This is a genomic window from Lewinella sp. LCG006 (assembly GCF_040784935.1).
Classification (GTDB): Bacteria; Bacteroidota; Bacteroidia; order Chitinophagales; family Saprospiraceae; genus Lewinella.
On record NZ_CP160680.1, the window covers coordinates 1,341,680 to 1,360,400 of the forward strand.

At 48.2% G+C, this 18,721-nt stretch carries 21 protein-coding genes; 12 read left to right on the forward strand and 9 right to left on the reverse strand.

Going from position 1 to position 18,721, the window contains the following annotated elements; genetic code table 11:
- Positions 1-58: 58 nt before the first annotated feature.
- Positions 59-640 (forward strand): CopD family protein, encoded by a 582-nt coding sequence (locus AB0L18_RS04660; RefSeq protein WP_367391417.1) that lies wholly within the window; start codon positions 59-61, stop codon positions 638-640.
- An 18-nt stretch (positions 641-658) separates the two neighbouring features.
- On the opposite strand, the gene AB0L18_RS04665 is transcribed toward AB0L18_RS04660, so the two are convergent.
- Positions 659-1,675, reverse strand: a complete 1,017-nt coding sequence (locus AB0L18_RS04665) for an ATP-binding protein (protein WP_367391418.1) — start codon at positions 1,673-1,675, stop codon at positions 659-661.
- A gap of 1 nt (position 1,676) precedes the next feature.
- Positions 1,677-2,795, reverse strand: coding sequence for an FIST signal transduction protein (locus AB0L18_RS04670; protein WP_367391419.1), 1,119 nt, complete (start codon positions 2,793-2,795; stop codon positions 1,677-1,679).
- A gap of 210 nt (positions 2,796-3,005) precedes the next feature.
- Between AB0L18_RS04670 and AB0L18_RS04675 the strand changes: the two genes are divergently transcribed.
- A complete protein-coding gene (locus AB0L18_RS04675) occupies positions 3,006-3,353 on the forward strand; it encodes a hypothetical protein (protein ID WP_367391420.1) in 348 nt (115 codons plus the stop codon).
- Positions 3,350-3,916: a hypothetical protein gene (locus tag AB0L18_RS04680; RefSeq protein WP_367391421.1), complete on the forward strand. Its 567-nt coding sequence runs from the start codon at positions 3,350-3,352 to the stop codon at positions 3,914-3,916. Before AB0L18_RS04675 ends, AB0L18_RS04680 begins: the two co-directional genes overlap by 4 nt.
- Before the next feature lie 53 nt (positions 3,917-3,969).
- On the opposite strand, the gene AB0L18_RS04685 is transcribed toward AB0L18_RS04680, so the two are convergent.
- The 3 genes from AB0L18_RS04685 to AB0L18_RS04695 are packed head-to-tail and all read right to left on the reverse strand — an operon-like array spanning position 3,970 to position 6,766.
- Entirely contained in the window at positions 3,970-5,385 is a 1,416-nt protein-coding gene (locus AB0L18_RS04685) for a sensor histidine kinase (RefSeq protein WP_367391422.1), read from the reverse strand.
- Positions 5,386-6,051 carry a response regulator transcription factor gene (locus AB0L18_RS04690; RefSeq protein ID WP_367391423.1) on the reverse strand — a complete coding sequence of 222 codons (666 nt, stop codon included), beginning with the start codon at positions 6,049-6,051 and terminating at the stop codon, positions 5,386-5,388.
- A 34-nt stretch (positions 6,052-6,085) separates the two neighbouring features.
- Positions 6,086-6,766, reverse strand: a complete 681-nt coding sequence (locus tag AB0L18_RS04695) for a cysteine dioxygenase family protein (RefSeq protein ID WP_367391424.1) — start codon at positions 6,764-6,766, stop codon at positions 6,086-6,088.
- 122 nt (positions 6,767-6,888) lie between these two features.
- On the opposite strand from AB0L18_RS04695, the gene AB0L18_RS04700 reads away from it, so the two are divergent.
- The 9 genes from AB0L18_RS04700 (at position 6,889) to AB0L18_RS04740 (ending at position 14,001) form a co-directional block, all read left to right on the forward strand.
- Positions 6,889-7,101, forward strand: a complete 213-nt coding sequence (locus tag AB0L18_RS04700; protein WP_367391425.1) for a hypothetical protein — start codon at positions 6,889-6,891, stop codon at positions 7,099-7,101.
- A gap of 7 nt (positions 7,102-7,108) precedes the next feature.
- On the forward strand, positions 7,109-7,420 hold the full coding sequence (trxA, locus tag AB0L18_RS04705; protein WP_367391426.1) for a thioredoxin: 312 nt from the start codon (positions 7,109-7,111) through the stop codon (positions 7,418-7,420).
- 27 nt (positions 7,421-7,447) lie between these two features.
- Complete coding sequence (locus AB0L18_RS04710) at positions 7,448-8,035, forward strand: YeeE/YedE family protein (RefSeq protein ID WP_367391427.1); 588 nt, start codon at positions 7,448-7,450, stop codon at positions 8,033-8,035.
- Between the two features lie 23 nt (positions 8,036-8,058).
- Positions 8,059-8,475 carry a DUF6691 family protein gene (locus AB0L18_RS04715; RefSeq protein ID WP_367391428.1) on the forward strand — a complete coding sequence of 139 codons (417 nt, stop codon included), beginning with the start codon at positions 8,059-8,061 and terminating at the stop codon, positions 8,473-8,475.
- A 23-nt stretch (positions 8,476-8,498) separates the two neighbouring features.
- Positions 8,499-9,767, forward strand: coding sequence for a porin (locus tag AB0L18_RS04720; RefSeq protein WP_367391429.1), 1,269 nt, complete (start codon positions 8,499-8,501; stop codon positions 9,765-9,767).
- A gap of 189 nt (positions 9,768-9,956) precedes the next feature.
- Positions 9,957-10,607, forward strand: a complete 651-nt coding sequence (locus tag AB0L18_RS04725) for a Crp/Fnr family transcriptional regulator (RefSeq protein WP_367391430.1) — start codon at positions 9,957-9,959, stop codon at positions 10,605-10,607.
- Positions 10,608-10,680: 73 nt separating this feature from the next.
- Complete coding sequence (locus tag AB0L18_RS04730) at positions 10,681-11,088, forward strand: transposase (protein WP_367389166.1); 408 nt, start codon at positions 10,681-10,683, stop codon at positions 11,086-11,088.
- Complete coding sequence (locus tag AB0L18_RS04735; protein ID WP_367389345.1) at positions 11,085-12,086, forward strand: transposase; 1,002 nt, start codon at positions 11,085-11,087, stop codon at positions 12,084-12,086. Before AB0L18_RS04730 ends, AB0L18_RS04735 begins: the two co-directional genes overlap by 4 nt.
- Before the next feature lie 181 nt (positions 12,087-12,267).
- Complete coding sequence (locus tag AB0L18_RS04740) at positions 12,268-14,001, forward strand: SulP family inorganic anion transporter (protein ID WP_367391431.1); 1,734 nt, start codon at positions 12,268-12,270, stop codon at positions 13,999-14,001.
- Positions 14,002-14,062: 61 nt separating this feature from the next.
- Here the strand turns inward: AB0L18_RS04740 and AB0L18_RS04745 are convergent, their stop codons facing one another.
- The 4 genes from AB0L18_RS04745 to AB0L18_RS04760 all read right to left on the reverse strand — a co-directional run bounded on the left by AB0L18_RS04745 (position 14,063) and on the right by AB0L18_RS04760 (position 18,446).
- The gene (locus tag AB0L18_RS04745) at positions 14,063-14,578 is read right to left on the reverse strand and encodes a gamma carbonic anhydrase family protein (protein ID WP_367391432.1); all 516 of its coding nucleotides are present in this window, start codon (positions 14,576-14,578) and stop codon (positions 14,063-14,065) included.
- A gap of 273 nt (positions 14,579-14,851) precedes the next feature.
- On the reverse strand, positions 14,852-15,658 hold the full coding sequence (locus AB0L18_RS04750) for a TIGR00266 family protein (RefSeq protein WP_367391433.1): 807 nt from the start codon (positions 15,656-15,658) through the stop codon (positions 14,852-14,854).
- Between the two features lie 243 nt (positions 15,659-15,901).
- Positions 15,902-17,083: a DUF1501 domain-containing protein gene (locus AB0L18_RS04755; RefSeq protein ID WP_367391434.1), complete on the reverse strand. Its 1,182-nt coding sequence runs from the start codon at positions 17,081-17,083 to the stop codon at positions 15,902-15,904.
- Position 17,084: 1 nt separating this feature from the next.
- Positions 17,085-18,446 carry a DUF1800 family protein gene (locus AB0L18_RS04760; RefSeq protein WP_367391435.1) on the reverse strand — a complete coding sequence of 454 codons (1,362 nt, stop codon included), beginning with the start codon at positions 18,444-18,446 and terminating at the stop codon, positions 17,085-17,087.
- Between the last annotated feature and the right edge of the window lie 275 nt (positions 18,447-18,721).

The window sequence follows — 18,721 nt, forward strand, 5'->3', positions numbered from 1 at the left end:
CAGTGCTAGAAATGGTGCTTACCTTTGTGATCAAACACAAAAAAGCAAGCTCAATTATATGGACGCCAACTTTTTCTTCAAGGCCCTGCACGTGGTCGGTTTCGTTTCCTGGTTTGCAGGTCTATTCTATCTGGTGCGCATTTTCGTGTACCTGGTCGAAGCTGACGAGCGGGACGAACCTGCGCGCAGCATCCTCACCGAACAGTTTCAAGCGATGGCCTGGCGTGTCTATAAAATCATCTGCAATCCAGCGATGATGATCACCTGGCTAGCTGGGCTTACCATGCTGGGGCTTGATTTAGCAGGCGTGACGTCCTATGGCTATTTTTCAACGGGTACTCCTGGGTGGTTGCACCTAAAACTGCTGCTGCTCGTACTCCTTACCGCTTATCATCTTTATTGCAAAAAACTAATTATCAGGATGGAAGCTGGAGAGCGACCGTTTTCCGCCTGGCAGTTTAGGATATTCAACGAAGTACCTACCCTCTTTCTCGTGAGCATTTCTTTCATTGCCGTTTACGGAAAGGTGGGGAGGCTCAACTACCTGTATTTACTATTAGGGGTAGGGCTTTTTGCCGGACTGGTCTATCGTGGAGCTGTTGCTTACCGCAAACGACGTGCGTTGGATAACAAAGCGTAAGCACGTTTGAAACATGGATTACACTAAAACACCGGGCTCATCGAGCACCTTACGTTTTGCCCTTTCCTTTTGATCTTTAAGGGTAAAGACAAAACAGGTTCCTCCTGTGTTGACGGGCTCAAAATAGATGTCTCCTTGATGCATTTTCACCACCTTGCGGCAGATGGCCAGCCCAATACCCATACCGTTGGTTTTCTGTTTATCCAGGCGCTGGAAGGGAGAAAAGACTTTTTCCTGAAACTGCTCTTCGATACCAATACCATTGTCGGAAAATCTAAACAACCACTTCTTTCCTAATGGTTTGCAAGAGATTTTCACCACCGGGTTTTCTTCTGATCTAAACTTGATAGCATTGGCTAGCAAGTTTTGAAAAAGCTGTATAAACCCAACTTGATTGCCATGAATGGTTGGTAAATCATCACTGATGATCAGCACTTGATGATCGCTGATCTCTTTCTTCAGATTTGCTTTTACGATGGCCATCACCTTGTTGAAGTCGGTATCTACGAAGGTTTCTGCTTGGTTGTTCACTTTTGCATACTCCAAGAGTGCATTGATAACCTCATTCATCTGAAGTACTCCTTCCACCATGAAATCCAGAAATTCTTCTCCTTTATCGTCCAAGAGATGACCGTAGTGTTTTTTAAGAAGTTGCGCAAAACTGCCAATGGTTCGTAGTGGGCTCTTCAGGTCATGGGAAGCGATGTAGGAGAACTCCTCTAGCTCCTTGTAAGAGTGTTCCAGCTTTTGGATATTTTCAGCTAGCTGCAAGGATTTTTTCTCGATCAGGGTTTTCTGTTCAGAAAGCTGTTCATTGGCTTGCTCGATGATCGACTGCTTTTTTTCTAAATCTTCGATCGTCGCGTTCAAAATATTTACAGCTATGGTCTTGTCCTTTTGAATACGGCGCAGCTGAAAATCACGACGTTCTATCTCCTTTTGCATTTGAGACACGTCGTCATGCAATTGCTTTCTGTCCTTTTCGCTAATATCTTTGAGAGACGCTATGGTTGTTAACAACGCTTTTACGTCCATACTATTTTTCTTTTAATATGGCCAATGAACAAGTCGAATTATGAAATTCGCAACGCCCCTCACCAGTATCCCCAAACTCACCATAAGACAAGAATCCAATCATGGGTTTCTTCCATTCTCTAAAAATGCCGTTCACCTCATCTTCCAGCAAGGGCCCAAAAGCGCCATGCCTGCCTTTACAAGAAAACAGGATCAGAGCATCAGCGTCTGCCACCTTTTGATGAAAATCTTGGAATTTTGAGATAGCCATATCTATGACTTCGAAACCTGGCGAGCTGGAAAATCGAAATTTTTCTCCTTCTTTCACGCTCGCTGATAAGGTAATTGAACCATCCTTATCATTGACTACAATGGGCGAGCGTAGCACAGAATAGCCTCCTTCTTTATAAATCTGCAATGGGTAGTTCGTTTGAATAGAAATCAATACATCTTCTTCAGACAAGCCAAAATAGCGAATAAAAACATCATAAGCTCGCTCGTCATTGATGGTATAGATAATGTTGCCTTCTGCCTTGGTAATGGTATTGACTCCTCCAATCGGCTCCCAACCACTTACAGCTACACCTTGCAGGCTGACATGATCCGTATCAAGCACCAGCAACAAAAGACCTTGCGATGAAACCGTTACATTATCAAAAATGATAGTCTCCCGCATTTCCAGATCATCTCCTGCCATTCCTCCATACATGGGGATGCTTTTACCTGCTCCTTTTCTAAGGCTCTCTATGACCAATTCAGCGTCAATCGTTAAACCACCGGTCAGCATAATACCGCCAGGATGTTTAAAAGCAGCTACCGCCTGCTTGCCCAAGGCTTCGGCAGTGGGGCCAACTCCCTGCGCATCAAATGTTTCAAGAAGTACCCGATAGAAGCTACGATCAATCGCCAGCAGCATCACAACAATGGATTGCTCATAAAGTTGAGCATCGGCGATTTCCCCCGCCGTCGTACACCCTACCAGATCAATGGCCAAAGCATTAAAGACCGATCTAATGGCATTAATATCCTGCCCACTGGAGCAGAATACGACTGCCAAAGTAGGCTGAAATGCAGGATACTGCTCAAGGACCATCTTTTTCAACTCCTCTGGAGATTCACAATGGAAGGAATGTACTTTCATAAAGGGCGGGTACTAGCTTATAAATATAAAAAATATTATGATACAAAAAAAACGACAGGTGCGTAGCTAGAAAGGTCAAAATTACAATTGCCATACATTCAAGCATCTAAATATCAAGCCAAATTTTAATAATTAGATTTTATTACCTAAATTAGACACCTATTCCTCTCTTTTTCTGAAACGATATTGTTGAAAACAAAAATGCTCTTAATGGGGAGCAATAATGGCAGCTTTATACACCGCTTCTCTAATCCTGATAAACCTTACCAAGGATTTGTCGCTGGATCAGACAGTACTAACAACGCTCTTATGATTGCGACGACGGCCTGTCCGATCAGCGAATTTCGGGAACCCATGTTTACAGTGTTTGCCAGTGGACCTACCCAGGTGTCGCCCGGCATCGGCCCGGACTATCTTTATTCTTCTTACTACCACAACTGTGACAGTACGGTAACTTACCATTGGGAAATCAGCTGGGATTACGGAAATACTTTTTCTCACCTCTCTTTTGCCGAAGATAATTACACAAAAACACCCCTAATCCTCACCCGATCATGAAAAAACTACTGTTATTGCTGCTTCCCGTCATGTATTTTAGCTGTTGCGACGACGACGATGCCGTCCCGCAGCCCCCGCCACCGCCTGCTTGCCTGGAGGTGCTGTGCGAAACAGAAGAAGAGTTCTTTGGCAAAGCCATCAGAAACAGCGAGTGCTGGATAGCGGATTATGTGAGGTTTAGAGGGCCCGGTTCGTCAATTTATTTGTATCAGGAAAGATCGGATGGCTTTACGGAACGTTTGAGTTTTCCACTGAACCGTAATACCGATCTAAGTGATACCATCTGGCTGGGCTTTACCAATAGCGGCAACCCCTCGCCCCATATTGTTGATGCCAACTACGGTTACAATACGGATCACGGAATTCCGGGGGAATTTATATTCGAGTACGGAAGCGAACCTAGCTACCAGGATTTCCTGATTATCGATTACTTCAATGCGGACACGAGTATACTAGAGGGGCGCTTTCAGGTAAATTTCCCTCCTGCCAATCCCATTCCGTTTGTCAATCCTCCTGATAGCATGCGGTTGGGCTGCGGGAGTTTTCGGGTGAAAGAGGAGTAGGGGGGGCTGGTTGGGCTTTTAAGGCAGCCTGCTCTTAGTTGTGGTATATCCCTCTATCCTCTACCCTCTACCCAAAGTCTCTCTACCACCTCCGCAGAAAAATCCAGATAGAAACAAGTCCCTTTCCCCAGCGTACTCTCTACCGTAATCTTTATCCCCAGCGCAGCGCAAGCTTTCTTCACGATGGACAGCCCCAGGCCGTTGCCCTTGATGTCTTTGTGATCCAGTGCCTTTGAGCGGAAGAAAGGGTGGAAGATTTGTTCCTGGTGCTCGAGTGGGATACCCATGCCTTGATCAATGACAAGTGCCTTGATATGACCGTTTTCGGTCCAGCCACGGATGCTTATTTCTTTCCCTTGTGGGGAATATTTACTGGCATTCGTCAGCAGGTTTTCGAAGATCAAATCAAGGTAATAGGGAGCGGCATTGACCTCAAGGTTGGGTGCTATCTCGACCTTGATAGACTGTTTCTTTTCTTCAATAAAAGGCTGGTACCGCTTCACGATATTATTCACCAGCGGCAGCAGTTGTATTTTTTCTGGCGTGAGCGCACTCGTTTCGCTGTCAAAGCGGGCCAGCAATAAAAGCTGATCGGCCAACACCGAAAGGCGATCAATTTCCTGGATACTGATTTTTATTTTTTCCTGGTATTCCTCTGGCGTTCTGGGCCTGCGCAGGGTCACCTCCAGGGTACCTTTGAGTACCGCGAGTGGGGTGCGCAGTTGGTGAGAAGCATCGGCGGTAAATTGCTGCTCTCTTTCCAGGGCATTTTGGATGCGTTCCAGCAGCTCGTTGATGGAGGAAGTAAGGGTAAAGAGCTCGTCCTTGATCGCCGGTAAGGCAATACGTTCGTCAAGACTGTTCTGGGTGATCCGGTTGGTCGTGGAGGTGATCAACTGCACGGGCTTGATACTCTGGCCTGCCAGAAAGCGCGTGATAAAAAACAGGCCCGCCAGGACCGCCGGGAAAAGCCATAGCAACAACTTTTTGAGGCTGGCAAGTACCAGCTTTGGCCCCTCCAGCGACATGGCCGCCAGGATATAGCCTTTTAGTTGAGCGTCTTGCTTGATGGGCAGCTGGATTTGCCGGATTTCCTGCTGGTTGAGGCCCGTATCAAAATGGAGATCGAAAGCTTTGCTAGGATCAAAAGAAAGTGCATCTCCCATGAGGTTGGGCGATTTATCCATCACTTTTCCGGCATTGTTGACCAACTGGATAAATACCGGATTGACGCGCACCTCACGGTGTTCCCGTTCAGCCCATTCATTTTTGTTTTTGAAAAAGATACTGTCGTTACGAAGAAAAATTTCCTCCGAATGCTTGTGTGCTTCGTAGGATAAGTCATCGTCCAGCTCTTGATAAACAGCCGTTTGTACCACAAAATAGATGAGTACAAAGACGACTGTCACCATGCTGGCAGTTGCCAGGAGGTAATAAAGTGCAATCCGATTTTTAAACGATAATTTCATTTAATCTTTTGCTATATAACCCACGCCGCGCACGGTTTGGATCAAGTCTTCGTCTTTGTCCAATGCCAGTTTTTTACGGATGGCATTGATGTAGACGTCAATGACGCCCGTGTTGTAGTCGAAGTGAATGTCCCAGACGCTTTCGATGATCCTGGAGCGTCGGCAGACTTTGCCTTTGTTGCGGATCAAGTATTCCAAAAGGGCAAATTCCTTCTGGGTGAGGGCTACTTCTTCACCCGCTTTCCATACCTGGTGGGCAGCCACATCCAGCACGATGTTTCCCAGTGTAAAACGCTCGTGTTCGCCATTGTTGGGGCGCAATTGCACTTTGATGCGTTCCAGCAGTTCCTCAAAATGGAAAGGTTTTTTGATGTAATCATTGGCCCCAGCTTGCAGCCCCTGTAGGGTATCTTGCAAGGTGTCTCTGGCCGTCAGAAAAATAACGGGGGTATTAATATGGTGCTTGCGGATTTCCTGACAAATTTCCAGCCCGGTTTTACCGGGGAGCATCCAGTCGAGCAACATAATATCATAGGGGTTGGTCATGGCCCAGTCCAGGCCCGTCACGCCGTTGTCGGCTACGTCCACAGCATAGGCTTCTTCTTCCAAGCCTTGCTTGATAAAGTTGGCAATACCCGCTTCGTCTTCTACAACTAGAATTCTCATGGGGCAAATTTACAAACTCGTGCACTTAGTTATCTTAAGAATGGCTTAAGATACGAGCTTGTTGCATTTGTGCTAAACGGTGCTGTACATCCTGCTGATGGCGCAACTGAGTAGGTGCATCTCCGAAGACACCGGGTTCCGTTTTTTTGATGGCCTGCTTAGGCAAGGCATAGAAGACGCCACCATCCACCCGCTGGATAATCCCCTTCACCGGATCGTAGATGCGAGCATCTCCCGTGACGTTTTCAATGGCTTCAGGGAAACCGTAGACGTGCAAACTCAGAAAGGGCTGCTGGGTAGGATTACCCATCTGGTGAATCAAGTCGTGGCCAACAGGAACAATATCCCCCGGCTGTACCTGCCAACGGGCAGTAGTACGCAACTGCTGCTGACGAACCCGGAAGGTAGCGTGCTCGGCCTGCCCGAAGATTTGTACGGCCCCCCACTGGGTGTGACCGTGATCGTGGATGGCCGAAAAATCACCTGGCAACCAGGACATGACCATCACTTCAAAATTAGGCCCCCGCGCTACGAGTTGACGACCATAGCTGTCGGCTGGAGAATGATGAAAGTCGGCATAGGCTACTAAGTCTTGCGCTTTAACATCGGCTGACTTGACAAGCTGTACGATGCTGCGCGGATCTAATCTTTTCGCAACTTTTAATGTAGCTACAATGTATTTAAGAGAAGTCGGTAATGGCGGGGCGTTCAACATCTGATATTTATGATTCTTTTTTTATAAACACAAAGTTCTTCCTCTTTACGGAATAGGACTGTGACGTACATCACCAACTGTTGTATTCACCGGCCTTAATTTTGCATTGCAAAACAAATGCTATGTCAGACTTTATCAATGACTGGAAAATGGTGATACTCGCCTGCTTACTGCTAGGCTTGGCACCTTTCTATCCTGAACCCCACCTGTTTGGAAAGCTCCGCTGGTTGGCTGGTGGTGCCAAAGGGATGGCGATGATGGACTGGTTTGACTTGGTTTGGCACGGCTGGCCTTGGGTGCTACTCTTGCGTCTGGCTATTAAATCTGTAAAATAACTCCCAAATGAGTAATAAAAAATCTTTCAAAGAGCTGATCAACAGCGAGCAGCCAGTTTTAGTGGATTTTTCTGCTGAGTGGTGTGGCCCTTGTAAAGCCATGGCTCCAATTCTCAAAGAAGTAGCCGCTGAAGCGGGTGAAAAAGCTAAAATCATCAAGATTGATGTGGATAAAAATCCTGCACTGGCGAACCAGTTGGGGATTCGAGGGGTGCCTACTTTTATTTTATACCAAAATGGTGAAATAAAATGGCGCCAGTCGGGCATGCAGTCCGCTACTGCTTTACTGAACGTAATTAACCAGGCAACTACAGCCTAATAGAAATCTTAGACTAACTACTTTCCAATGATTGCATTTGTAACTTTCACGTCCTCCTTCCTGGACCTTATTCGCCAACCTTGGCACTGGTCGGTTTCAGGAGTGGCGATCGCATCCATCTTGTTTTTGATGACCTGGATGGGGCGCAGTTTTGGTGTTTCTACGGCTTTTCGCAACTTCTGTACGATGGCGGGTGCGGGGAAACGCCATTCTTTTTTTGATGTAGACCTCAAAGACGAAAGCTGGCGAATGGCCTTTGTGCTTGGGTCTGTCTTGGGTGGTTTTATTGCTGTTTACTTTTTGGGGAGCCCCGAAGCAGTAGCTATTTCTGAAAGCACCGTTAGCCATCTTAAAGAAGATTTCGGGATGAACTATCCTCAGGGTCACGGCTATTTGCCGGCGGAGCTTTTCAATTTTTCCAACCCTAAAGGAATCATCCTGGCCATTATTGGCGGCTTTCTGGTGGGTTTTGGGGCGCGTTATGGCCGGGGGTGTACTTCGGGGCACGCGATCACCGGGCTTTCACACCTTCAGCTTCCTTCACTTATCACCGTTATCGGCTTCTTTATTGGAGGCTTGTTGATGACTTGGGTGATTATGCCTTTGATCTTTTAAAGAACAGCACAAAACAACTACAGATGAAACAATTCATATCCTTTTTTACGGTAGGAACGGTCTTTGGCATCATTATGACCAAGTCGGAGGCCGTATCCTGGTTTCGTATTCACGAAATGTTCCGTTTCGAGAGTTTTCACATGTACGGCATTATTGGTACTGCTGTGGTGCTGGGAGCCATCATTATTGCTTTGATGAAACGCTTTAAGGTGAAAACCTTGCGAAATACTTTTGTTGACTATATGCCGATGCAACTGCACATTCCCCGCCATTTGCTTGCAGGCAGCATCTTTGGCCTGGGGTGGGCTTTGATGGGGGCTTGCCCAGGCCCAATGTTTGTACTGCTTGGGCAAGGTTTTGGTATCATGGCACTCGTTATTCTAAGTGGCACACTGGGTACTTATACCTATGGTGTCGTAAAAGATAAGTTGCCTCATTAATTTTTGAACATCTTCCTCGATTTATGCCTCATCTACGGTTTTTAGTAATCACCTTGATTTTTACAGTTGTTTCCGCGAATGCTCAAACTTCTGAGACGTCCAACCCTCCGCTGTGGAAACAGGTAAAAGTAAATCCCATTGCTGCGATGCAAGTGTGGACAACTTATACGATGGGAGCAGAAGTATACCGCTCCGACGAGGCTAAGTACGAGGCCGTAGATGATCGGCTCAATTTTCAACTCCGCCGTTCCCGGTTTGGTTTCAAAGGCGATGTGGGGGATCGGGTGAAGTTTAATTTCACGGTAGCGGCTGATTTGGTTGGACGGGATGTATTGGCTGGTACCGATGGTGGTGCCAACAATGGAGCTTCTCCTCAAGTTCGTTTGTGGAATGCTTACGTACAATGGCGCCTGAGTCCGGAAAGCGAAAAACTTTACTTGGTTACGGGGTATCAGGTACCTCAAATTGGTCGCGAGAGTATCACTTCTGCCTTGCGGAGCAGCTCCCTGGAGAAAGCCTGGGTACAAAACTATCTGCGCAGGCATTTGGTAGGTACCGGGCCGGGCCGGGCGGTAGGGGTGAATGTTGGTGGTTTGTTATTACATGAAAAATTGTCTTGGGGTTATGATATTGGGGTTTTCAACCCGGCAATGAATGCAAATAGCGGCAACTCGGTAGGAGAAGTTTATTCCCCACTGCTTACGGGGCGTTTAGTGACTTACCTTGGAGACCCCGAATCAAAATCTTACACCACCGATCACAAGCTCAATTATTTTGGCCAGCGCCGGGGACTGAGTCTTGCCTTAGAAGGTGCCTGGCAAGCGAAAGGAGATGCTTTTCAGGACAATTATGGCTACGGGTTCGACTTTCTGGGCGATTATGACGGATGGAGTTTGGATGGAGAGTACATGGTACTGGGGCGTCGTGGTGAGGAAGCTATTGCTACCTCCGCACAAACCGCTTACCTACGTATGAGTTATACTTTTGAACTTGGTGAATACTGGCTGGAGCCCAGCGGGATGTTGGCGCAGTTGAGTGGACCTGTTTCCGCAGAGGATCAAGCTGCTGCCGCTACGCTGTCTGCCTTCGCGGGTGAAGAAAGCGTGGTAGACCTTGGCGGTAACTTCTATTTCACCCCCAACCTGAAGCTAAGCCTGCACTATACTTTCCGGAAAGGAGACGCTGGCGCAGCAGGACCTGGGGCTACCGTGAATAATTATTTTTTCCAAAGCGGTGTAGGGCCTATCTTGCGAGGAGATTGGCTGGGCCTGGGCTTGGTGGCAATTATGTAATGGCTTGTAGCTTTTGAAATTGCGGGTTTAAGCTTGGTACGTTGAGCTTTTTGGGTGGCGCTCGTCCCAAAGCCTCAGGACGGCTTACCGCCGACGCAGTCGGCACCACCGTGATCCCGACGAAAGTCGGGAGAACATCACCGCGAGCACTAGCAAACTTAATCCCTTAAATAAAAAACCAATAGCATCATGACTTTTGAAACCGGAGATATCAGTACGATCTTACACCAGCATTTTCCACAAATTGCAGAACGGGAGCTACAGGCGGAGGTAGCCGAAGTGGGCCAATTGATGCATTTTCGGGCAGGTGAAGTCATCATGGACTACGGCAGCTACATCAAAATGGTTCCCCTGATTATCAAAGGAAGTATTCGGGTCACTAAAGAAGATGATCTTGATGGAAGAGAAATATTGCTCTACTTTCTCAGTGGTGGCGATACCTGTTCTATGTCCTTCAGTTGCTGCATGATGAATAAAAAAAGCATGATCAGGACGGAGGCAGTGGAAGATACCACCATGATCGGCATCCCCATCAAATACGTCGACCAGTGGATGAGCAAATACCAGAGCTGGAAAAATTTTGTCATGCTCAGCTACGACAACCGCCTCATCGAGTTGGTGAAAGTCATCGATAGTATTGCTTTCAATAATATGGATCAGCGCTTACAGGAATACCTTACGGCCCGCCGAGAAGCAACCGGCAATGCCCTTATTGAGGCGACTCACCAGGAGATAGCCAATGACCTCAATGCCTCTCGCGAAGCCATCTCCCGCCTGTTGAAGAAAATGGAAAACCTGGGCAAAGTAGAACTCGGGCGCAACCAGGTGAGGTTGTTGTAGGTACTTGTTACTGCGCATTTCTACCTCATGCTTGACTATCCCTGAAATACGTTGACAACAAATTTAGTTAAAAATGAAGTCAACGAATAAGGTTAATCGGCCCAAAAGGCGTCGTAATTACAGTGAAACCTTTAAAAAAGCGCGAGTTAAGGACTATGAAGAAGGTACCTTTAGCGTGGCCCAGATAGGTCGTTTATACAGCATCCATGTAAATATTCTGTACCGCTGGATAAGTAAGTACAGCTCGTACGATCAACAAAAAGCGATAATAGTGGAAGTACCAAATTCCCAGACGGAGAAGGTTAAATTGCTGGAAAAGCGGGTGGCTGAACTAGAACGTTCTCTAGGTCAAAAACAAATTAAATTGGACTACTATGAGAGCTTTATAGAGGAGCTTCGTGAAGCAGGAATAGATGTTGAAAAAAAAAGTGGTTTTACGACTCCCTTGTCCGGCTCTTGTCGAAATACAGATCAGAAATGAAGAGTCCAAGTAATGAACAAGTATATGCTGCACTAGGTACTTCGCGTCAATCGCTGTCGCAATATTTACGTCGGCGAGCGGATTATCAGGACGGGGTGTATTCAGCGGAAGCAATGCTGTTGACACACCGTGCAGATCACGGAGGTTTGGGTCTTGAAAAGGCCTACTATATGATCCAGCCAGAAGGACTAGGTCGCGATGCATTTATTCGAGAGATGACTCTATTGGGTCATTCGCTGGAACGAAAAAGGAGCTATGTTAGAACTACGAAGAGTGGTGGTTTACGGTATCCTAATTTAGTTAAGTTGCTTACTATCATAGGTTTAAACCGAGTTTGGCAATCGGATACGACTTACTATCGCCTAGAGGACAAGTATTACTATCTGACGTTTATCATAGATGTGTATTCCCGGCTTATAGTGGGCTATAGCGTAAGTGATAACCTCCGAGCTAGAGCAAACATAGAGGCTCTGAAAATGGCCTTTCGTTTGCGTCGTGGTATGGATTTGAGTGAACTGATCTTCCACAGTGACGGGGGCTCCCAGTATCGCAGCAATGACTTTATAGAAGTATTGAGGTCACGAGGAATCAGTTCTAGCATGTGCATTACAGCATTGGACAATGCGTACGCAGAGAAGCTCAATGATGTGATCAAGAATGAATACCTTGAGCACTGGCCAATCAGAGATTATAGAGCACTGAGAAGGTACGTGAAGAGGGCTGTAGAGAACTACAACAAAGTGCGTCACCATAGTCAGTTACCGCTGCGAATTGCACCTTTGGGATTTGAATGTTATCTTGAGGAGAGTAAGGGGCAAAGACCACCATCGTTGTTGATACGAGACGGCGAAGCAAAAGAGTTGGAATACCAGCCAATGGCGGCTCAGAATCTGACTTATCCCAGTAGCGGAGCTTTTGATGGGACAAGTCAGATTCTGCCCGCATTTGTTAAGCTTGGTTTGCCAAAAGAAGATGGACAACTAGCACTCAGCTTTTAAGTAGAATGATTGATAAACCTGTCAACGTTATTTAGGGAAGGTCAGCTGGTCGCTATACATCTGTCCCTATACCATCTACCAACTTTACTATGGGCAAAGCCCAACTAAGTGATACACATCACTGATTGCTTAGAGGAGTTTGCTCACCTTTGCACTTGTAAAAAGTATAATTTAGTTCCTTATGTCCTTGAATGCATTTATTCCTTCCCTTTCCTGGTTGAAAAATTATTCTAAAGACCAATTGAAAGGTGATCTTTCAGCGGGTCTTACCGTCGGCGTAATGCTGATTCCCCAGGGGATGGCTTACGCAATGATTGCGGGCCTACCGCCTATTTATGGTCTTTATGCGAGTACCTTGCCGCTCATCATTTACGCCTTGTTGGGTACTTCACGCCAATTGGCGGTGGGCCCGGTAGCGATGGTATCTTTATTGACCGCCGCAGGGATTGGTGTCTTGGCCGAAGGAGGCACTGAAGCTTACATCGCCATGGCCATCACTTTGGCCTTTTTGGTGGGGATCATTCAGTTTTTACTCGGCATATTTCGTTTGGGTTTTCTCGTCAATTTTCTTTCCCATCCGGTGATTAGCGGTTTTACTTCGGCGGCAGCCCTGATCATTGGACTGAGCCAGCTCAAGCACTTACTTGGAGTAAGCCTCGAGCGGAGCCACTATGTTCACGAAATCATACTGGAAGCGCTAGGACAACTAGGGTCAATCAACTGGGCGACTTTCAGCATCGGGATAGGAGGAATCGTACTGATCATGGGCGTGAAAAAAATCAATAAAGCCATCCCCGGACCATTGCTGGCGGTACTCTTCGGTATTTTAGCCGTTTGGGGATTGGGGCTCGTAGACCAGGGCGTAAAAATCGTAGGGACAGTTCCCGAAGGCTTACCTTCTTTGGGCTTACCAGATTTTAACCTGACGACAATTCAGTCCTTACTTCCGATTGCATTGGCGATTTCTTTAGTGAGTTTTATGGAAAGTATTGCGGTAGCTAAAGCCATTCAAGCGAAACACAAAAATTATAAAGTCTTACCCAACCAGGAACTGATCGCACTTGGATTATCCAATGTAGGTGGATCTTTCATTCAAGCTTATCCGGTTACCGGAGGGTTTTCGCGCACGGCAGTCAATGATCAGGCGGGTGCAAAAACAGGCATGGCTTCCATCATTAGTGCTTTACTGATCGTCACCACCTTGTTGTTTCTGACGCCACTGTTCTACTATCTCCCCAATGCGATTCTGGCTTCGGTTATCATGGTCGCTGTTTTTGGGTTGATCGACTACAAAGAAGCAATTCATCTCTGGCGTGCAGATCGTTCTGACTTTTGGATGCTGATCATTACTTTTATTGCCACACTTAGTCTGGGAATTGAGCAAGGCATTGGTGTAGGGGTCATCTTATCACTGGCAATGATCATTTTTGAAACCACTCGCCCCCATATCGCTCAGTTGGGTAAAGTACCAGGAACGCATTTTTATCGCAACCGGGAGCGCTTCGGACAAGTAGAAATTCGTAAGGATTTACTCATCGTTCGCTTTGATGCGCAGCTATATTTTGCCAATCTCAATGTTTTCCGTGAACGGATCGACGAATGGATGGCAGCAAAAGGCCCCGGCCTAGAGGCACTTATCATCAATGCGGAAAGCATCAATACCCTCGATAGTAGTGCCTTGCATCTACTGGAAGACCTTTTGGAAGACTTGAAAGCACGAAATTGCCAACTCCTATTTACAGGCGTTAAAGGCCCCGTTCGAGATGCCCTCGTAAAAGGGCACCTGGTGGCCAAAATTGGAGAAGACAACTTCTTTATGAGCGTCCAAGAGGCCGTCGATGCCCACGATGAACGTAAGACAACAAAAGGTGCAGGCAACGTGTACAAGGAATTTACCTTGCAAACGAACGTGTGATTAGCGTGAGGGTTATCTGGTGTAAAGCCTCCTTATGGGCAGAATAAACAGATAACCCTCACTATTCCTTAAACCACCCCGCATACTTCAGGTAAGCATTAGAGATCCTGTCAATCGTATCCCCAAATTGCTCCTGACTCAGTGCCTTGACTTTCTTGGCGGGTACCCCGGCGTAGATATGGCCACTTTCGCAGCGTGTGTTTTCCAATACCACCGCACCAGCGGCAATGAGCACGTGCTCTTCAATCACCGCGTTGTCCATGACGATGGCTCCCATGCCTATCAACACATTGTCGTGAATCGTGCAGCCGTGTACCAGCGCACGGTGGCCAATACTCACATTGTTTCCAATGGTAGTTGCCGCGCGTTCAAAAGTACCATGAATAACAGCTCCGTCCTGAATGTTGACCTTGTTCCCAATCCGGATGCTGTTGACATCTCCCCGTACCACCGCCTGGAACCAGATACTACAGTCATCGCCCATCGTCAGATCACCGATAAGGGTCGCATTTTCGGCCAAAAAGCAATTCTTGCCCCACTGTGGGGTGAAGCCCCGTACACTTTTTATCAAAGCCATAGGTCGTTGTTTATTTAAAGTGAGGTTTACTCCGGTGCTGCCGGCCGGCCATTTCACCTTAGTTTGCACTGCTACTGCCTAGAGAACACAAGTCTATTAGTAATCTGAGCTTTATCAAGCCCCATTGAATATGGTACAAAGTACGTGGTACTTGGGATAATGTCGAATTTAGGACTATTAAATCCCTATACCCCGTACTAAGTACCTAGTACCGTGAGGTTTACCTTGGTCTCCTTCCATTTAAGGAACACTAGAAGGTATACATCACGATAGCTACCACCCATCACCATCCACAATATCACCGAGCGTACCCAGGATGCTGCCTTCCCCTTTACTACCGCCCTTGCCATAGCGGCGAGAAGCAGCCATGATGCGATCACTTAAGCGGCTAAACGGCAAACTTTGTACCCAGACCGTTCCAGGTCCTTGCAAGCGTGCATAAAACAAGCCCTCTCCAGCAAAAAGCACATTGCGAATGCCTTTGATCATCTCAATGTCGTAGTCTATGTCACGGGTGAAGGCCACCAGGCAGCCTGTATCTACGCGCAGTGATTCGCCTACTCCCAGCTGGCGTTCTACCACGTGGCCACCAGCGTGCACAAAAGCCAATCCATCGCCTTCCAGCTTTTGCATAATGAAGCCTTCGCCACCAAAGAAGCCGCGGCCCAGTTTTCTGCTGAATTCTATTCCTACACTCACCCCTTTGGCGGCACAGAGGAAAGCATCTTTCTGACAAACGATTTTTCCACCCAATTCGCTAAGGTCCATGGGGATGATCTTTCCAGGATAGGGAGAAGCAAAACTAACGGTCTTTTTTCCTACGCCTTGATGCGTGAAGGCTGTCATAAAGAGGCTCTCGCCGGTGATGATCCGTTTGCCGGCACTTAGGACTTTGCCCCAGAGGCCCTGGTTTTCTTCCTGGTGGCTGCCATCCCCAAAAAGGGTCGACAGTTCAATATCATCATCCATCATCATGAAACTGCCGCTTTCGGCCACGACCGTTTCGTAAGGGTCCAATTCTACTTCTACAAATTGCATTTCTTCGCCTAAAATGCGGTAGTCAATCTCGTGAGCGTTCATCTGGTATTACAATTTTTGGTTCGTTGCCAATATTACAGCTTTTCGCCTAAACGTCCTTAACATTGTTCTACGAAAAAGGGGAGGATATCGACGAAGGTTGCTCCTGCTTGAGCGTGTCTCTCTTATGTTTTTTATGGGCGATGCCGTACCTGCGGTCGGCACCGGACTGTACACTGCTCCTTCATGCAGGGTATGAAACCCTGCCCTACGGAGCAGTTCCCATCCCTCCTATGGTTCAAATCCTCATAGTACCCCCAACGTAGCAAACCGCTGCCCAATCACCGACTTCGCATCCGCCGCCAGCCACTTATCTAGTACTGTAGCGTACACTTGCCGGAAATCCACCTGGTATTTGAGGTCGCCTTCGTTGAGGTCTTCCAGGTTGGGGCCTTCGTTGTAGAACCCGGGTTGACGTAAATTTCCGCCCATCAGGAACAGGTTGCTGGCCGTGCCGTGATCGGTGCCCCGCGATCCGTTTTGCGCTACCCGCCGCCCAAATTCGGAGAAGGTCATCACCAGCGTATCCTGCCACAGGTTGTGTTTTTGCAATTCTTCGGCCAGGGCTTTCATGCCTTCGGCATAGATAGAGAGCAGGCGTCCCTGTGGCCCGGCTTGGTTGGCGTGGGTGTCAAAACCGCCCAGACTGAGGTAGTAGACCTTGCTGTTGCAACCCGCGAGGATGAGGTCGGCTATTTGGCGCAGATCACGACCAAAGGGTGTCGCCGGGAAGTTGGCGCGTGTGCGCTGCCCTTGCGTTTGTTCCAGCAGATAGGCGGTGGAGGATTGCGTTTCGAGCAGGGTTTTGTATAAATAAGCAACCTGTTCGTGCTCGTGGTCATGGGCGTCCTGCTGGGCCAGGTAGCGCAACAAAGGGTTGTGGTTGGTGCGCTCCATTTGCTGAAGGTCGTTGATGGCAAAGCCCATCTTTTCTCGGCCTTTCAAAGCCAGACTCAGGCCTTGACCAAATTCCAGTGCATGATGAGGAACGTCGCAGCCGCTGCACTGGCTATCCAGGTAACGCCCCAGCCAGCCCGTCTCCAGGTATTCGTTGCTGTTGGCGGCGGTTTGCCAAATGTCCATGCTGCGAAAATGCGATCGGTCGGGGTTGGGGTAGCCTACATTATTGATGATACTGAGATAACCCTGGTCGTAAAGCGGTCGCAAATCTCCGAGCGAAGGGTTGAAGCCCAGTTCATCCGTAACTCCCAACACCTCCTGACGAGGAATCGCCAAATCCGGCCTTAGTTCGTAGTACTTGTCGTTCCGATAAGGAACAATGGTATTCAAACCATCATTGCCGCCGGAGAGCTGCACCACAATAAGGATTTTGCCATTGGTCGCCAATGAGGGGCGTTGTAAAAAGGCGGGGGCAAACATCGCCGCCGAGGCCAGCCCGGTATTTTTGAGGAAGGTTCTTCTTTGCATCTTAGGATAATTGAAATTCTGGACTGGAAAAAATAACGAGGAGCATCCGCCGTAGCCGTTCCTCACCGGTGGTGTCATCAATCAATCCGGCCAAGTCTTTGGTGTCGATCCGGGCCGGAGTAGCGAGCAGGTAGTCACTCAAGCGTTGAAAGTCTTCTGCGAGGTCGTCTCCTTTGATCAGGTTCAGCAAGGGTTGGAGGTTTACCTCGGCATCCAGTTTGCGGGTCTGCGGATCGGAAAGAATTTCCAGTTCGGGCAAATCCCGAAAGCGGAGGTCCAGCTCACGTTTGGTCAATAATCCTGCTCCTAGATTGAGGCGCAGCATGAGGGTAGCATTGTCAATCCAACTACGCCCACCCGGCCAGCCCGCCACGTTGGGAGGATCAAAAAGCGTTTGCCCCAAGGCGCGTAGTAAACGCAGCTGAGCCTGTGGATTGTTGAACGTAATCCCCAGGCTGCGCCGCAATCCACTGACGAGCACCACGGGCGATTTGATCTGTTGGCTCTGGTATTCGTTGGCGTAAAACCAGTCGGCCGTAAACATGCTGCGAAGCAATTGGCCCGTATGGTAACCACTGTCAAAATATTGTTTACTCAGGGTCTCGATCATCGCTTCGTCCACGGGAGCACTCACGTAATAGTCCCAAAATTTGCGCACCAAAAAGGTGGCCGTAGCGGGTTGTTGTAGGATGATGTCAATGATGTCCGCCCCATCAAAGCGGCCAGTTTGCCCCATGAAAGTCTTGGTGCCATAATCATGTTGCCCCGTGCGGAAACGGAATTCCCCTTTGTAGGTGCTGCTCCAACCCGTGAACGCACGCGCGGCTTCTTTGATGTCCTGCTCGGTATAATGGCCGGGCCCAATGGTAAAAAGTTCCAATACCTCGCGGGCGAAATTTTCGTTAGGACTGTCCTTCTTGTTTTGCTGGTTGTTGAGGTAGCGGATCATGGCCGGGTCGCGAGCTACCGCCAGACAAAGCTCCCGAAAAGGCCCCAGCGCATGCTCGCGCAGCGTATTGAGTTGTCGGATGGCCAGGTGCCCGAACACGGAACGGCAGGCAAAATGATCGTGCCAAAAGAGGGTGAGTCGTTCTAGCAGCGCACTCTCGGTAGGTGCTGCCATCCGGTCAAGCCATTCCAGGGTGTACTGTTGTGTAAGCAGCTTCCCGGCCTTACGGCGGTCTTCCATCACTGTTTCGGCCAGGTCCTCAAAATCTACCACGGTAAGCGGAGGAGTGGATTCCGCTTCCCGAAAGAGTTCATCGACCGCCTGCGCGACCGTCAGTGCCTTTTTGTCTGACCACTCCAGCGGGCTGAGCCCAAACCCGGCACGTTGATAAAGGTGTTTGATACGTAGGGACATGAAAGATAATTTTGCGATTAGACGCGCCGGGGAAGCGATCGTTTATTTAAGGTCACTATTTAACGCTAGGTTGGCATTTGTCCATTGCTTCGGCTGAACGATATTTTTGCCACTAGCATCATACAAAATGTGTCCCGCTGGAGAGACCGATCCACAGGATCGAGGGCTGCCTGCGGCGGCACGTCAGGTAGGAAGGAGAATCCCTAGCGTCGATGGTTCTCCTCCCCCGTCACTGTGTGACACCTCCTCCAAAGAGGGGGAGATGGAAATCCCTT

Bases quoted from the DNA above. Each gene is read 5' to 3' on its own strand.
- AB0L18_RS04675 (WP_367391420.1), top strand. From the start codon at position 3,006: ATGGGGAGCAATAATGGCAGCTTTATACACCGCTTCTCTAATCCTGAT.
- AB0L18_RS04750 (WP_367391433.1), bottom strand. From the start codon at position 15,658: ATGAACGCTCACGAGATTGACTACCGCATTTTAGGCGAAGAAATGCAA.
- AB0L18_RS04690 (WP_367391423.1), bottom strand. From the start codon at position 6,051: ATGAGAATTCTAGTTGTAGAAGACGAAGCGGGTATTGCCAACTTTATC.
- AB0L18_RS04685 (WP_367391422.1), bottom strand. From the start codon at position 5,385: ATGAAATTATCGTTTAAAAATCGGATTGCACTTTATTACCTCCTGGCA.
- trxA (WP_367391426.1), top strand. From the start codon at position 7,109: ATGAGTAATAAAAAATCTTTCAAAGAGCTGATCAACAGCGAGCAGCCA.
- AB0L18_RS04740 (WP_367391431.1), top strand. From the start codon at position 12,268: ATGTCCTTGAATGCATTTATTCCTTCCCTTTCCTGGTTGAAAAATTAT.
- AB0L18_RS04755 (WP_367391434.1), bottom strand. From the start codon at position 17,083: ATGCAAAGAAGAACCTTCCTCAAAAATACCGGGCTGGCCTCGGCGGCG.
- AB0L18_RS04710 (WP_367391427.1), top strand. From the start codon at position 7,448: ATGATTGCATTTGTAACTTTCACGTCCTCCTTCCTGGACCTTATTCGC.
- AB0L18_RS04670 (WP_367391419.1), bottom strand. From the start codon at position 2,795: ATGAAAGTACATTCCTTCCATTGTGAATCTCCAGAGGAGTTGAAAAAG.
- AB0L18_RS04720 (WP_367391429.1), top strand. From the start codon at position 8,499: ATGCCTCATCTACGGTTTTTAGTAATCACCTTGATTTTTACAGTTGTT.
- AB0L18_RS04665 (WP_367391418.1), bottom strand. From the start codon at position 1,675: ATGGACGTAAAAGCGTTGTTAACAACCATAGCGTCTCTCAAAGATATT.
- AB0L18_RS04695 (WP_367391424.1), bottom strand. From the start codon at position 6,766: ATGTTGAACGCCCCGCCATTACCGACTTCTCTTAAATACATTGTAGCT.
- AB0L18_RS04680 (WP_367391421.1), top strand. From the start codon at position 3,350: ATGAAAAAACTACTGTTATTGCTGCTTCCCGTCATGTATTTTAGCTGT.
- AB0L18_RS04700 (WP_367391425.1), top strand. From the start codon at position 6,889: ATGTCAGACTTTATCAATGACTGGAAAATGGTGATACTCGCCTGCTTA.
- AB0L18_RS04715 (WP_367391428.1), top strand. From the start codon at position 8,059: ATGAAACAATTCATATCCTTTTTTACGGTAGGAACGGTCTTTGGCATC.
- AB0L18_RS04730 (WP_367389166.1), top strand. From the start codon at position 10,681: ATGAAGTCAACGAATAAGGTTAATCGGCCCAAAAGGCGTCGTAATTAC.
- AB0L18_RS04745 (WP_367391432.1), bottom strand. From the start codon at position 14,578: ATGGCTTTGATAAAAAGTGTACGGGGCTTCACCCCACAGTGGGGCAAG.
- AB0L18_RS04735 (WP_367389345.1), top strand. From the start codon at position 11,085: ATGAAGAGTCCAAGTAATGAACAAGTATATGCTGCACTAGGTACTTCG.
- AB0L18_RS04660 (WP_367391417.1), top strand. From the start codon at position 59: ATGGACGCCAACTTTTTCTTCAAGGCCCTGCACGTGGTCGGTTTCGTT.
- AB0L18_RS04760 (WP_367391435.1), bottom strand. From the start codon at position 18,446: ATGTCCCTACGTATCAAACACCTTTATCAACGTGCCGGGTTTGGGCTC.
- AB0L18_RS04725 (WP_367391430.1), top strand. From the start codon at position 9,957: ATGACTTTTGAAACCGGAGATATCAGTACGATCTTACACCAGCATTTT.